This is a genomic window from Acinetobacter stercoris (genome assembly GCF_900323515.1).
GTDB lineage: Bacteria > Pseudomonadota > Gammaproteobacteria > Pseudomonadales > Moraxellaceae > Acinetobacter > Acinetobacter stercoris.
Genome location: NZ_OOGT01000083.1, coordinates 1 through 15509, shown reverse-complemented (window position 1 = coordinate 15509; position 15509 = coordinate 1). Strand labels below are relative to the sequence as shown.

At 37.5% G+C, this 15509-nt stretch carries 11 protein-coding genes; 2 read left to right on the top strand and 9 right to left on the bottom strand.

The window, feature by feature from the left end; all coding sequences use genetic code 11:
- Nucleotides 1-125 precede the first annotated feature (125 nt).
- Entirely contained in the window at nucleotides 126-1322 is a 1197-nt protein-coding gene (locus KPC_RS10190) for an MFS transporter (RefSeq protein WP_121974270.1), read from the top strand.
- 227 nt (nucleotides 1323-1549) lie between these two features.
- On the top strand, nucleotides 1550-2521 hold the full coding sequence (locus tag KPC_RS10185) for an NAD(P)H-dependent flavin oxidoreductase (protein ID WP_121974269.1): 972 nt from the start codon (nucleotides 1550-1552) through the stop codon (nucleotides 2519-2521).
- A 533-nt stretch (nucleotides 2522-3054) separates the two neighbouring features.
- Here KPC_RS10185 and KPC_RS10180 read toward each other — a convergent pair.
- The 9 genes from KPC_RS10180 to KPC_RS10130 all read right to left on the bottom strand — a co-directional run bounded on the left by KPC_RS10180 (nucleotide 3055) and on the right by KPC_RS10130 (nucleotide 15388).
- Nucleotides 3055-4677, bottom strand: coding sequence for a long-chain-fatty-acid--CoA ligase (locus KPC_RS10180; RefSeq protein ID WP_121974268.1), 1623 nt, complete (start codon nucleotides 4675-4677; stop codon nucleotides 3055-3057).
- A gap of 76 nt (nucleotides 4678-4753) precedes the next feature.
- Nucleotides 4754-6109, bottom strand: coding sequence for a flavin-containing monooxygenase (locus tag KPC_RS10175; RefSeq protein ID WP_121974267.1), 1356 nt, complete (start codon nucleotides 6107-6109; stop codon nucleotides 4754-4756).
- Nucleotides 6110-6823: 714 nt separating this feature from the next.
- On the bottom strand, nucleotides 6824-7684 hold the full coding sequence (locus tag KPC_RS10165; RefSeq protein ID WP_171334465.1) for an alpha/beta hydrolase: 861 nt from the start codon (nucleotides 7682-7684) through the stop codon (nucleotides 6824-6826).
- A gap of 111 nt (nucleotides 7685-7795) precedes the next feature.
- On the bottom strand, nucleotides 7796-8524 hold the full coding sequence (locus tag KPC_RS10160) for a fimbrial biogenesis chaperone (protein WP_121974264.1): 729 nt from the start codon (nucleotides 8522-8524) through the stop codon (nucleotides 7796-7798).
- Between the two features lie 81 nt (nucleotides 8525-8605).
- Nucleotides 8606-9859: a fimbrial protein gene (locus KPC_RS10150; RefSeq protein ID WP_121974263.1), complete on the bottom strand. Its 1254-nt coding sequence runs from the start codon at nucleotides 9857-9859 to the stop codon at nucleotides 8606-8608.
- Between the two features lie 293 nt (nucleotides 9860-10152).
- Nucleotides 10153-11490: a fimbrial protein gene (locus tag KPC_RS10145; protein ID WP_121974262.1), complete on the bottom strand. Its 1338-nt coding sequence runs from the start codon at nucleotides 11488-11490 to the stop codon at nucleotides 10153-10155.
- Nucleotides 11491-11497: 7 nt separating this feature from the next.
- Complete coding sequence (locus tag KPC_RS10140; RefSeq protein ID WP_228212220.1) at nucleotides 11498-14005, bottom strand: fimbria/pilus outer membrane usher protein; 2508 nt, start codon at nucleotides 14003-14005, stop codon at nucleotides 11498-11500.
- An 87-nt stretch (nucleotides 14006-14092) separates the two neighbouring features.
- Nucleotides 14093-14833 carry a fimbrial biogenesis chaperone gene (locus KPC_RS10135; protein WP_171334464.1) on the bottom strand — a complete coding sequence of 247 codons (741 nt, stop codon included), beginning with the start codon at nucleotides 14831-14833 and terminating at the stop codon, nucleotides 14093-14095.
- Nucleotides 14834-14887: 54 nt separating this feature from the next.
- Nucleotides 14888-15388: a fimbrial protein gene (locus KPC_RS10130; protein ID WP_456049174.1), complete on the bottom strand. Its 501-nt coding sequence runs from the start codon at nucleotides 15386-15388 to the stop codon at nucleotides 14888-14890.
- Nucleotides 15389-15509: the final 121 nt, after the last annotated feature.

Sequence of the window (15509 nt, the reverse complement as noted above, 5' to 3'; positions counted from 1 at the left end):
TTATTATGATAGGCTATTTTCAGTATGTGAGAATATTTAAACGTATTTTCCGGATATCAAATCAACAAAAAGTACCTTAACTATTGTAATAGAAAATAGCCTAAGTGACTACATTAGGGTACAGGATGTCTAACCTTAGCAATATCAATAGAAATGTTCCCTTATCTAAAAGTTTCATTTTTATTATGGCTGTAACTTGCGGCATGTGCGCAGGTTCCAACTTTTATAACCAGCCTTTAGTTTATGCCTTTTCTGAAAGTCTGGATGTCAGACCTGACCAAGCTGCACTAACGATAGTGATTAGTCAATTATCCTATGCGATAGGACTTTTCTTATTGGTGCCTTTAGGTGATTTGTTTGAAAAAAGACAGTTTATTTGTTTATTGATGTGTGCAACAGGAATTGCGCAGTTAGCAATTGCAGTCAGTGGTAATTTATATACATTGTATCTTTTTACAGCAGTTGCAACATTCTTCTCTATTGCGGCTCAGGTGCTTATTCCATTTTCATCCACGATGGTATCTGAAAAACAAAGTGCACAAGTTGTTGGTATGCTGATGAGTGGTTTACTCATGGGCATTCTTTTTGCCAGAACATTTGCAGGGCTGATTTCAACATTATGGTCATGGCATTATGTTTACGCCATTAGTGGTGGGTTAGTGATCGGGCTAGCGAGTATTATGTGGTTTAAATTACCTGTTTCAACAGTCAATACTCAGTTAAACATCAAGGAAATTTATACTTCTTTATTCCGGCTAATGAGAAATGAGCCACATTTGATTCGGCGTGGCTGGATAGGGTGTTTTACCTTTGCTATGGTCACCTTATTATTTACTAGTATGACTTTTATTCTTGCAAATGCTCCTTACCATTTTAATGAATTTCAAATTGGGTTATTTGGTATTGTCGGCATAGCGGGCGTTTTTTCGACTCGTTGGGCTGGCTTCCAAATCAGTCAAAATAACGAACAAAAGGTGGCTACAGTCAGTATTAGCATTATTATTGGCTCATGGTTGCTGATTTATTTTGCACAGATTTCATTGTATATCTACTTATGTGGTGTGATTTTTGCCTATTTTGCATTGTCTGCCTTACATGTCTTGAATCAAAATCTGGTCTATCGGATTTCTCTGGCAGCAAGATCAAGAATTAATTCAATCTATATGACAATGTACTTTACTGGTGGTGTTATTGGTTCAATGTCTTCAGTTTATGCTTGGAAACATTGGGGCTGGACTGCCTGTGTCATTATTGGTTTTTGTTTTGCTGCTATTGTTGCTCTATTAAATATCTACGATCACAGGCAAATGAAAAATTCATGAGTAGGTCATCGTCTGAGTCAGTCATATCTATGCTCATCAGACATTTATTTTTCATTTAAACAACTGCTTATCTAAATCCTGAGCGCATAACCAATATTTAAAATAATATGCTGTATATTTTTGCTACAAATTTGATAGAAAATCTCAATGCTTTTATGCAACTTGTTGCATAAAATAATGAAGCTGAATTCATAAATTCACACCCGATTTTAAAATAGGAAATAAAAATGAAGACAAAAATTACAGAACTATTTGATATAGAACATCCTGTCATTCAAGGAGGAATGCACTATGTGGGTTTCGCAGAACTGGCCGCAGCTGTATCAAATGCAGGTGGTCTGGGTATTATTACTGGCTTAACCCAACGAACCCCAGAAAATCTGGCAAAAGAAATTGCACGTTGCCATGAGTTGACCGATAAACCTTTCGGTGTGAATCTGACATTTTTACCTACCGTGGATTCTCCTGACTATCCTGGTTTTGTTAGAGCAATCATTGAGGGTGGGGTAAAGATTGTAGAAACTGCGGGCAGAAATCCAGCAGAAGTTATGCCATATTTAAAGGCGGCAGGGATCAAAGTTATTCATAAATGCACGTCTATACGCCACAGCCTGAAAGCACAGCAAATCGGTTGTGATGCTGTATCAGTTGACGGTTTTGAATGTGGCGGTCATCCTGGTGAAGATGATGTACCCAATATGATTCTGTTACCGCTGGCGGCTGAGGCACTGGATATTCCATTTGTGGCATCTGGGGGAATGGCAGATGGTCGCTCTCTTGCAGCAGCACTGGCTTTGGGGGCAGATGGCATTAATATGGGAACACGTTTTATTGCGACAAAAGAAGCACCAGTACATGAAAATGTAAAACAGGCATTGCTTGCGGCAACTGAGCGAGATACACGGCTTATTATGCGACCATTTCAAAATACCGAGCGTGTTTTGAATAATCCAGCTGTTGAGCGTATCTTGGAAAAAGAGAGAACTCTGGGTTCTAAGATTAGCTTTGATGATATTGCACAGGAAGTCGTCGGTGTCTATCCCCGTGTGATGCTGGAAGGGGATATGAATGCGGGTGCCTGGTCATGTGGGTTAGTTGCGAGTTTGATCCATGATATTCCAACATGTGATGAGCTTGTTCAACGTATTGTTAAAGATGCTGAACAAATTATTAGACAACGTTTGAACCAGTTACTATAACTTTGATTTATTATTTTCAAATTCATCCACCATTTAACTAAATCTGACTGGATGAATTTGAAATTTTTATTTTGGATAAAAATAAAAAATGATTTTATAAAATTAAATTTTAATATAAGCCGAGTACAATTTTTATAGATATTGATTCTTGACTCACGGTTATTTACATAGAGTATATTTTATTGAAGCGTCAGACTATGTCGTTGAGTGCTTTCTTTATTTAAGATGCTCATTAAAATAACAAAAGAAAAGGGAGGTATTTATGAAAGAAAGCATCGTCCATGTAAGGCAAGACCAGGGCAAAGAAGCCGATCTTTATTGCTATCGTGATTCAAATCATGAAATTGTGAGGATCATGGATATGGAAGGTAACACCCTCGCGCATAATCCTCGATCAAGATGTGTTATCTGGATGAGTGAGATTTGGTACTATTAATTTAATACTTAACACGCATTTGATATTTTTGGATAAATGCCTATCAAGAGGGCATGTATCATGATTGCATTCAAAATTAAACAGGTTAGATTAAGTTCTAAATTAGTGTATTACCATAATCTTCTCTAAGTTTTCGTTTCAGCATTTTTCCAGTTCCACTCAAAGGAATAGCATCAACGAAAATAACTTTATCGGGGATTTGCCATTTTGCGATTTTATCTTGATAAAACTCTAATAGCTCAGTTTCGGTAATTTGCCCTGTGGTAGATTTAACGGCTATAACAACTGGGCGTTCATCCCATCTTGGATGATATGCAGCGATTACTGCAGCCATATCTATTTTGGGATGTGCCATAGCAATATTTTCCAGTTCTACAGATGAAATCCACTCTCCGCCTGATTTGATCAAGTCTTTGGCTCGATCAGAAATATTTAGAAAGCCATCCTGATTCATAGAAGCAATATCTCCCGTATCAAACCAGCCATCCTCAGTCAAAGCTATATTTTCTTGCCCATAATAACGATTGACAATCCAGTGTCCTTGAATCTGTAAATTTCCTGTTTCTATACCGTTATTTGACAGCGGTTTATTGTCATTCTCGGCATCGACAAGACGTATACGAATACCAAAAGGTGGTCGCCCCTGAGAAAGTCGTACATTAAACTGTTCAGTTTTAGATAGATTTAGATGCTTTCCTTTAAGATGATTGACCGTACCTAATGGGCTGGCTTCGGTCATGCCCCATGCATGAATGGTGTCGCAGTTAAAATCAGTTTTAAAGGTTTCAATCATGGATGGCGGGCAAGCTGACCCTCCGACAACATTACGATTAAGGCTTGGCAATGTACTATTCAACTTTTTGGCGGAACTGATCAGACTTTGCCATATAGTTGGCACGCCAAGTGAGACAGTCACTTTATATTGATCAATCAGTTGTACCAGACTGTCTCCGTCTAGTGCTGAACCAGGAAGGATCAGACTACACCCCATCATTGCTGCCACATAAGGAGACCCCCATGCATGCACATGAAACATGGGAACAACAGGCAACATGATGTCTTTGGATGACAAATTTAGAGAATCGGGTAAGCAACTGGCAAATGTATGCAACAGTGTAGAACGATGACTGTATAAAACGCCCTTTGGATTACCTGTAGTACCTGAGGTATAACATAAAGAGCTTGCACAGAGTTCATCTAACTCAGGCCAATCAAAATGTCCTGATTGCGACTGAATCAGTTCTTCATAAAATACTGTCTCTGGTAATGCTTCTTTTACCGATTCATTATATGTATCCAGACATATAAATAGTTCAATATTTGGGATATGTTTTTTGATGGCATTGATGAGTGGGACAAATGTCTGATCAAAAAAAAGGACTTTGTCTTGTGCATCCTGAATAATATAAATCAGTTGTTCAGGGAATAATCTGGGGTTAATGGTATGACAAACATAACCACTTCCAGAAATGGCATACCATGTTTCAATGTGTCTATGGTTGTTCCATGCCAGTGTTGCTATACGATCGCCTTGTTCCAGGTGCAGTGATTTTAAAAAGTTAGCACACTGCTTAGCTCGCGATGAGATTCCAGCCCAATCTGTGTGGTGCATACTGCCATCTGTATTTTTTGAAATAATCGGGGTATCCGCATGATAGTTTGCTGCATGTTCAAGTAGGCTACTGACCAGCAGGGGTTGATACATCATTTGTCCGTACATTTTATTTTCCTTGGTTTTTTTATTGTGTATCGTGTGAAATTATTATCACGATATAACATCAATGTAATATCAGGTTTTAGGCAGTTAAAAGTGTTCCTACAAATTGTCTTAGATTCAGTTTTGGTTTACGTTCGGGTATATGAATTCCTGCTTTCTTGAGCTCAGCAACAAGTTCCGCACGGAAATCGTTATAGTCCACTTCGACGGCATGTCGTTGTCCACCATCAAAATTATGATGAGGATGTTCGATTTCGTGTTGTATCGCTTGTGCCATATTTTCTGGACGTTTATATCGCCCTATAATTTCCTGACATGCCAGTTTCGCCTGATAATCAGACAATGGCCAAATACAACCTAAAGGTTGAAATAGTCCAATAAAATATAGATTGTCATGCTCGGCATGCATCATTTTTTTATACAGTGGGATTTTTTCTACATATTGGAAATCAAGAAAATCTTTGTCGAAAAAGGGAAAGACAGTCCAAAAACCAGTACAACAACAGATAATATCGAACTCTTCGATGCTACCATCTATAAACTCTACATATCTTCCATTGAGTCTTTTGATCGCTGGTTTAGGTTTAATTTTTCCATGTCGGACGTAGTCAATAAAATCAGAATTTGCTGTCGGATGCTGGGTTAACATAGGTTTGGTATTTTCCGGAAGACCGTAGTCAGAATATTTACCTGTAAATGCTTTTACAGTCTTGGTCAGGATACTTTGTCTAACTTTTGCGGGAAGTTTCTCTAATGCTTTAACTAAAATGTCGGCAGGTTGACCAAACATGAATTTGGGGACAAACCATTGTGGGCTGCGCATGGAAATATAAACATTTTTAGAAACACGTGCTGACTCAACTGACACATCACAGCCTGAATTACCAGCTCCGATCACTAAAATTTTCTGGTTGCGCCATTCATCATTTACACCTTTAAAGTCATGTGAATGCATCCATTTCCCAGTAAATTTACCTGAATATTCAGGATACTTAGGCATCCAGTGATGTCCATTGGCAACCATTAGATAGTCGTATTGTTTTGTATGTTCTTGATCTTGATCATCAATGTAATGAACAGACCATTTCCCATCTGTTTGTTTTACAACTTGCATGATCTGATGGTTAAATTTGATCTGATCATAGACCCCGAAATATTTGGCATAATTTTCGAAATACAGTTGTAACTGATCATGTCTTGGGTAGTCTGGATAATACTCTGGCATAGGGTAGTCCTCATATTCAGACATTGTTTTTGAACTGATAATATGTGTATTCTCATAAACAGAAGAATGACCAGTCTTTGAATTAAAAACCCAGTTGCCGCCAACTTTGTCATTTTTTTCAAAAACATCAAATGCAAGATTATGTTCTTTACAGTTTTTTGCCGCAGTGATACCAGAAGGACCCGCGCCGATGATGCATATAGTTTTCATATCACTTCCTTGAAATTTATTTTTATTAAATCCAACTTTAGTTGGATATTTAAACTATAGTTGATTATTTTTCGATCATCAAGTCAATGGAACAAAATTTATGCTTTTAGATGNAATCAAGTTACCTATACAAAAAAGAAGTAAAGAAAGATTAGAAATTGTTATTGAGACTACAATTAATATTTTGGAAAAAAGAGGAATAGAGCAGTGCAGTATTCCAGAAGTTTCTATGGTTTCATCTATCCCAAAGACTTATATTTATCAATATTTCCCAACTATAAATCATTTATTTATCGTCATTGTGAAACGCTATCTGGATGCGTTGCAAAGTTTCGTATCGTTTAAAAGTGAACGCTATAAGTCATGGAAGATTCAATCGATAATGGAGGATTTAATTACCCAGGTTGCCAGTTTTTATAATAGTAATAAAGCGGCCAGTATTTTAATTCTTGGCGGTCCTGTAAATGTGGAAGGATTTAATCTACAGGAAATTGTGATTGAGAAAATTGCGAAGGATATTCTTGATTTATTTCAATCCAGACATACTCCATTAAGGCTCGAACAACCAGAAAATATGACTTATATGGTTGAAATGGTATTTGCATTAATGAAACATAGTTTCTATAAATATCATTATATTACAACAGATATTCAAAAAGAATCGATGTTCATTTGCAATCATTATCTACTTGCCAAAGGCTATAATATTTTAGATTAAAGTGATGCTAAAAACTGTTGGTGAAGTTGTAGAATCTGCCTATGGTAAGGTTCATGAAAAAGATCAAAATGCCCACAAGTGATTTCATGGTATTGCCCATTTTTAATCTTTTTCGCCATTTTTTGTGTCGCTGAAAGTGGAATAAGCGAATCATTTTCAGCAGCCAGAACTAACACTGAAGACTCGATTTTATGGACATAGATAGTCGGTCTATAAAAACCGATGTATGCAATAATTCTGGCTGGGACACGGTTATCCCATTGAATATTTTTAGGAATTATTGAAAGGTAACCTCGATAACAGTCCTGACCAGCCAATATGGCAAAACGGTTTTTATTCACGACAGGCATGGTTTTTACTTTTCCAAATGGTGCTAATGTCAGGTCAATAAGTGATAATAATGTAGCAACCAGCAAGTATTTTTTAGGATAGAGTTTAAGACTGGCCAGACCATCGACATGTGGAAAATTACTGATAATACCTTTGTATTCTGTCTGACTGGCTAACATTAAGATATGGGCACTACTAAATGAATATCCCCATAAAATCATATGTTTTTCAGAATATGAATAATGTTCTTTCAAATGATGGATCACTGTTTTCCAGTCCTGAATCTGACTATTCTTGTCCACAAGGTTTTTGATTGCTCCTGAACTTTCTCCAAAACCTCTATGGTCAAATACACAAACGTCATAGCCTAATGATAGGTAAAATTGGACAAAAGGAGTTAACCCGCAGCTTTTTTCACCTCCTAATCCATGTGCCATAATGATGATATGGTTTCGATCTGTAGGTGAGGGTTGATATAGATCCGCCTGAATTTTATATTCTTCAATATCAATCCAGATTTTTTTCATATTTTCCATAATTGAAGCTGTATTCTTGTTTTATTGCCTAATAGAGTACATCAATCATTCTTGTTATAAAACCAACTTTTATCGGATTTGTATTGGCTGTTTGATAAAGCCTTAATTTGCTAGATCTTTATAAAACTCTTTCGAATGCCCAAGATCGTCGATGATAAGCATCATAATTTTAAACTTATGTTGCTGGTTTTGTTTTTGTAGTGGGTAAATTGCTTGTGCAAATGGATTAAGTATTGTATTGCTAATGATATCCGTTTCCATTTTCTCATCAGTGTTTATGAGTTTTAGATTCAGGAGAGAAACATGATATGGGGTAGGATTTTGCAATTTTAGTGCAAAACCTGAAGAGTGGGGGATAAGGGAAAAGTTAAGTTGATTAACAATCTCTTCTTGCGAGAGTTTCTGTAATTGTTTAGGCCGATAAAATACTTTCATCTGGGTATTCATCGCAAGATTTAGATAGTTTTTGTCCATTTTGCTTTTGGCAACAGCAGGAACTTCATATAAATTTAACCAGTACACAGATTCCCGGTCTTGAGGCAAACTCATTAAGTTGTATATCATTCGTATACTTTTGATTTCGCCTGCATCCATTCGAAAGATCGCTGGTATCGTGACAAAAGGTGCTTGTTTAAATTCAGGATCTGCTGAACCATCATCTATCCATACTTGAGTCAGAACAGGATAGCGATTGGTATTGGCTAAATTTATAACCTGTTCACGATCAGAAGCTTGATATATTACACGTGTTGAGTTTGCAATGATTCCTGCCTGACTGGAAGCACAATAACAAGCCAGATAAACAGCGAATGTAAAAATTTTGAGCTTCATTGAACTTTCACCAATACTGTTGCTGTCGCTTTAACTTTACCAGATGTAATATTCATACCAGGTAAAGCAATGAGTTCAGCTCTATAGTGTTGTAGATACGAGGTATAGCCCGAAGCAAGATCCGACTAAATATGGTGTACCTTGTAAAACAGGATACCATCCAGCGGCTTCACCACCGCCAGCAATACCAAACTGGTTTAGAAATACCATTTCTTTATTGCTTGCAGCATTATATAACTTGATCGCTACTCCAGTTGCAATATCAGAATTTATGCCATATTCATCAGAAAGCAAATAACTTACAGAACCGTTAGTTGAGGAAACAAATCCAAGGTTTGATGCTGCCTGGTATGCACCATCTGAAACTTGAAAACCAATTGCAGTTTGATTTGTCCCCGTCCCCGAAATCATACTATCACTGCATTCAATTTCGACATTAAAAACGGCAGGAACCTTGCTACCATTTTCTAGTTCAGTTTTTGAAATTGGAGCAAAATTTACTAAAGGTGTTGCATTACGTGCCACACAGGTCGGGGTGTTAGTCAATGTTGTATTACTGGTATTTAGACCGTAAATAATCCCATTTGCTGTCCAGAAGGAAAAATTTACATTTGAGTCTTCGCCTTCGTAGTCCCGATTTATACCTGAAAAAGTAACCGTTTTGTCACCAGATAATTGAATGTATGCGCTTGGCTGATTACAAGAAATTGTGGCTCCATTGGCAGTTTTTCCACTGGAATATGATCCAGAAACAATCATAGCTGTATTACAATAACTTCCTCGGCTAAAATTTGGAAGCTGACTAATTCGATAAAGCACTGCTTCCAGTGGTGGTATATCTCTAAGACGTATATTGATCTTCCCATTCAGTTTTTCATAAGAGGTTATTGGGATTTTTTGCCAATATCTGCTAAGCACAACACCAGACATGGTTTGTTTAAGCCCGATATATTTCCACCAAGTAGCATAGACTCCTGATAATCCATCTTGTAGTCCAGTTTCAACATGCCCACCAAAAGGCTCATCGCCATTTGTTGCAGCCAAAAAATAGATATTAGGTAAATCAGCTTCGTCACAAACCCAGAGAATAGAGTCAGCATTACCACCATTATAGCTATAGCTGCTTGGTGGAACGATGATGCTTCCTAAAATGCTACCAACTGGCTGCAAATAGGTTGTGGTCATGTTGATTTTTCCAAAATTTAATGGTGCGGCATAACTGTCGCCTGCATAAATGTAGTTAGGTGAGGATTTCCTGCAAGTTGCATGAGTTACAGGAACAAGCATGGATAATAGTAGTGTAATTAATGCAACAATTTTAGAAACAAAGCCCATATTAAATTCCTGCCTTATATACGGTCGGATGATTTTGTTAAATGTTTGTTTTATTTGGTTGATCGACAGATGATTTTTATTCGATAAAAGTGTGTCTTGGTCGTTAAAATCATAAGCTATATGCGTATTTTTATTTCTGTTTGTATTCGCTTGTAAAATAGTTGATATAGTGATGAAAGGAGTTTGCTTTTGATCAGTAGCTGGATATAGGGTATTTATCGTGTTTGCACTGATTGCTCCTTGATTAGCATTATAAAAGACTGGGCAAGGAGCGAATGTGCAAATTTTGAGTCTCATTGGACTTTTACCAATACAGTTGCAGTCGCTTTAATTTTACCTGGGGTGATATTCATGTCAGGTAAAGCGATGAGTTCAGCTCTATAATGTTGCAGATATGAGGTATAACCTGACGAAGCTGATCCTATTAAATAAGGCGTACCTTGTAAAACAGGATACCATCCAGCGGCTTCACCTCCTCCAGTAATACCTAATTGATTTAAAAAGACCATCTCTTTATTACTTGCTGCATTATATAGTTTGATACCTACTCCAGTTGCAATGTCAGAATTTGTGCCATATTCGTCAGAAAGTAAGTAGTTCACAGAACCATTGGTTGCGGAAATTAATCCAAGCTTTGATGCGGCTTGATATGCGCCATCTGAAACTTGAAAGCCTATAGCGGTCTGATTGGCTCCGGTGCCCGATACCATACTGTTGCTACATTCAATTTCAACATTAAAAACCGCGGGAACTTTGCTGCCATTTTCCAGCTCAGTCTTTGAAATCGGTGGAAAAGTCACCAGAGGTGTAGCATTTCGTGCAACACATGTAGGTGAGTTTGTTAATGTTGTGTTGCTGGTATAAAAACCAAAAGGAATAGCATTTGCTGAGAAAAAACTGGTGTTTGTATTCGAGTCTGTATTTTGGTAATCACGATTAAAATCAAATAATACAGAGTTTTCACCAGATAACTGGATATATGCACTTGGTTTACGGCAGTAGTCAGTTACACCAGTAGGTGTAACTCCAGAATAGTATGAACCAGAAACAATCATGTCTTTATTGCAAGCACTTGACTGGCTGAAACTAGGCAGCTGGCTGATTCGGTAAAGTGTTGCTTCTACTGATGGCACATCCATTAAACGGATATTGATTTTTCCATTCTTTTGTTCATATGTTTTTAAAGGAATTTTTTGCCAGTAACGGCTGAGCGTCGTGCCATTAACAGTCTGTTTTAAACCAATATATTGCCACCATGTTGCATAAACACCATTTAACCCGTCTATTGCACCTGTTTCTACATGTCCTGAAAAAGGTTCATTGCCTTTGGTTGCTGCCAAAAAGAAAATTTTAGGTAAATCAGCAACATCACATTGCCACAAAACAGAAGTAGGCTGGATATTTGGATATGGATAATTAGATGTCGGGGAGACAACTAGACTACCTAAAATAGAGCCTACTGGCTGTAAATAAGTAGTTGTTAAATTAAGTCTGCCAAAATTGAGAGGGACAGCCATGCTATCGTTAGCATTCGCAAAAAAGGATGGACCTTTTTGACACATGGCGTGTGTACTTGTAGAAAGTGTCAGATAACTGAAGATTATGATGCAAATAAAAATAAAGCTTTTCATTTTCAATCTACTCCACTTTACAGGTTTGTGTCATTTTAATTAATGGCTGTTTTACCTGATCAGTCGGGATACTATATTGGACATAACACTTTTCATCTGGCTGGTCACCCCATTGGATTTTTATGCGGTTATCTAGCTTTTCTGAACGCAAATAAATTTGTGAATTTTGCCCAACAATACCTATATTTTGACCATTTTCGTCTAATACATCAGAACCTAACGGAATGCTGATACCCTGATCTGGTTCAGCTTGAATCAGGACAGCATAGCCTTGACGTGTTTCGAATTTGATTTTTACAGATGCTCCAGAATATGGCGCAATTTTTTTATCTCCTGACTCGAGTTCTATTTGATCAGAAATACCTTCAGGATTGAGTGAAATTGTATTAAACCGATAAGGAGTCAGAGCTGGAACTAGCGTATAACCTTTGGCATTGATCACACCTCCTTGGGTATTCATAAGTTTAGCACCTTCTGCACCTTTGGCTTCAACTAAGGCAAATGTATCACTTAGATATGGACCAAGAGTAATGCCACCACTATGTACAGCGATTGCTCCTTGAATATTGGCAGAGGATTGCCAATAGTTGTCACCCATTGAAGCATTGATACCAACGTTGGCATTATTTAAACGTTTTTGTAAGCCTGCATTCCATACACCTTGTTCACTTTGATCATCATATGAGAAGCCAAGGTTATAGCTTAGACTATCCTGTTTTCCTAACGATCCAGTCACAGTGGATTGGTAGGAATTATGATCATCATGCGTATATGTCATGGACAAATTTTGCTTTTTATTATTTTTTGGACCTAATGGAATATTGATTGTCGCAGCATAAATCGTATTGTCATCCGAGTTTTGTGGTTGCAGTGTGATAGCAGAGCTGTCTGGGGGATTTGCATAGTTTATTTTTTGTCGTGAAACGGACAGATTTACGTTCACACCGTTATGAAAGGCTTTGCCGTAACCAAGTTGTAACTGGTAGTCATCCTCTTTGTTATCTCTATATTGCTGTTTAGAACCAGATATAAATAATGTTCCAAACTGACCTAAACTCTGGTTCATTGTTACCGTAAATCGGGTACGTTCATTAAAAGTACTTGAGTAAAAACCAGAGCCGTCCTTGACAGATTTACGCAGTGATATTACATCTGCCAGATCTCGATAACCATCAGTAGAGTAGCGATAACCCGCAAGTGAAATAGTTGTTTGAGTGGGTTGAATCGTCTTGCTGTAATTTGCACTGAACATCCATCCATCGACATAGTCCTGATCTGGCAGTTTGGCTCTTGAATAAGTTGCTTCTGTACCAAAAGCACCGAATCTGTTGGTATAGGCCGTCCCAAGCATTGAAGACTGATAACCTTCTGCAATACGAAGTCCATTGTTTAAAGTGATAGCATTATTCAAACCATATTGTGTGGTGATATTTGCAAAGTTGGTATCCTCACCAATATCACGGGTACGACCAATATCTAAATTGTATTTAAATGAACCTTGCCGGATTGATTCGGGAACGGCAGAAAACGGAACCCTGAAACTACTGAGCGTTCCATCAGCCTCATGAATGGTAACAGTTAAATCACCATTATAATTTGTAGGGTAAAGATCACGAATCCGGAATGGGCCTGGTGCAACTGTGGTTTGATAGATTTCTCGACCATTTTGCTCAATTGAAACTCGGGCTGTAGTTTTGGCAATCCCTTGGATAACAGGAGCATAACCACGCATGGATTCGGGTAACATACGTTCATCAGAACTCAGGTTCACACCGTTAAAACTTAAACCTGAAAAAAATCGCCCAGTGCTACTCAGTTGTCCAATGGAAAGTTCACTTTTAATTGGTTCTATAGGGCGTTTTAAATAGCTTCGAATATTATTCCATGTCGTGTCATTGTTACTATAGTTTAAACTGGATTGTTGACGAAATTGCCATTTGCCAACATTCATGCCACCGTTAAGTGAAACATACGCAGCATCCTGATTAATGGTTGTGTGCCCAGTATCAAAGGAGTTGTAATAATAATTTGCGATATAGTTAACAAATCCTATTGATGAGCCCGCATCCCAAAGGCCTGGATCAACATAACCTCGCGGTCTTTGCTTTAAAAAAGTCTGTGGAATGACCAATTCCAGTTTTAGGCGACCAGTATCAAAGTTGATAGATCCTCCATCAACAATATCATTGAGAAAAAAACACTGGTTTGTTGCATTGACAGAATCAGACCCTTTCTCTTTTAAATCCTTTTGAATAATATCGGCTTTTTTGAGTAAAGCTGAACTAAAGCAAGGCTGTACTTCCTGATGAGAATCTTCAACAAAATTGATTGTCGTTTTCTCAATGAAGTGTTGGTTGATATATAAGTCAACCTTATACATACCTGGAACGATATTGTTGCCTTTACTTAATTGTTCAAGCATTTTTTTATTAATTGAGCTACTGCGAATCAGGGCATCATCAAAGATATACTCATCATTTTGTTTAGCATTATTTTCGACTTCAATAGCATACACAGGTGCAATTCCTTGAAAACACAAGGCAATGCTGATTGGTGTACAAGAAGTTTTAATAAAAAGCCCAAGTTGCTTCATAGACGTATATTAAGGATTAGATAAAGGTAGATTGAAACTAACGGTCGCTCCATAATCGTTAACCAAGTCGATCTGGATTTGAGAAGAACTGGAGGTAGATGGTTTAACTTCCCATTGCATTGTGGAAAAAGGCGCAATAGTTTTGTTACTAAAGGATTGCTGCGAACTATTGGTATCTTTGATGTTCACCGACAGGATATTGGCATAATAGGCACTATCATTTTTTAACTCGATCACTTTTCGATTTGCTTGCTGTTTTAATGAGGCGCTCAAATGTTTGCTGATGTTACTTGATGAATCAGGTAAATTTGTTGGGCGATACAATACCTTTAGACGATTTTTAAAAACCACCATCAATTTGTTTGAGTCAGTATCCTGATTTTTGATTGCAGGAATTTCAGAGAAGTTTAGAAAAAATAACGATTCTCGATCCTGAGGCAGCTGTGTTTTGTCTCCTGTAAAAATGATACGGACAATTTGACCTTGATTAGGATTGATTTTAAAAATTTGAGGATTGGCAAGAAAAGGGGAACGGGTATTTTCAGGTGTTGAATTCTGATCACCTGAATCCAGCCATACCTGAACCAGATAAGGCTGATTTTCCTTGTTTTGCAACTGGATGGTCTTTTCAGTATTTTGTGCTGGAAAAATTACACGGGTTCCTGTCATCACTATACCTGCCATTGTAGGTATAGAGTGGGCAAAGAATAAAGATGATACAAGAAGCAATTTAGGAATTGAAAACTTCATATAACCTCCGATCCCCTTATAATCTGCCATTAGAAATGGCAGATAAATCAAGACTTATTGATAGCTCAGTGTATATTCTGCAACTGCTGTCACTGCACCTGCTGTAACAGCATCTTCTGCAAAATAACGTGCTGCAAACTGATGGCTAGCTGTAGTTTCACCTTTGTTTAAAACCAGACCTTCAACGCTGGTTACACCATTGAGTTGTACTGGTACTGAACCTGATGAGTCAGTTGTCAATTGAATCGAAACATTTTTTGCAGCGATGTCGTTTGCAGCAAGGTTGCCAAGGTTGCCAGACTGAGTTGTGTTATGACCTAAGAATTTTGTTGAAATCTTTAGATCGTCTGTTGGATTTGCAGTACATCCAGAAACAGAAATTGTAAAAGGTGTTAGACCAGTAGTCGCTCCTGCAGTTGCCAATTGATCAGCAGATACAGTTGGTAAAAGTACAGTACCGTTACTTTCTCCATTGATTGATGCTTGGCAAGTTTGTGTTGTTACTTCACCCTGAAATGTTACTTGTGGTGTTGCAAATGAGCTAACAGGGATCATTGTTGCACCAAAAGAAATAACAGGAAATAAAATAGATTTTAATGTCATAATTGCACTCAAGTAAATATATTAAATAAGGCTAAATGGAACGAGAATAATCTCGTGTTGGGACTATTATTAT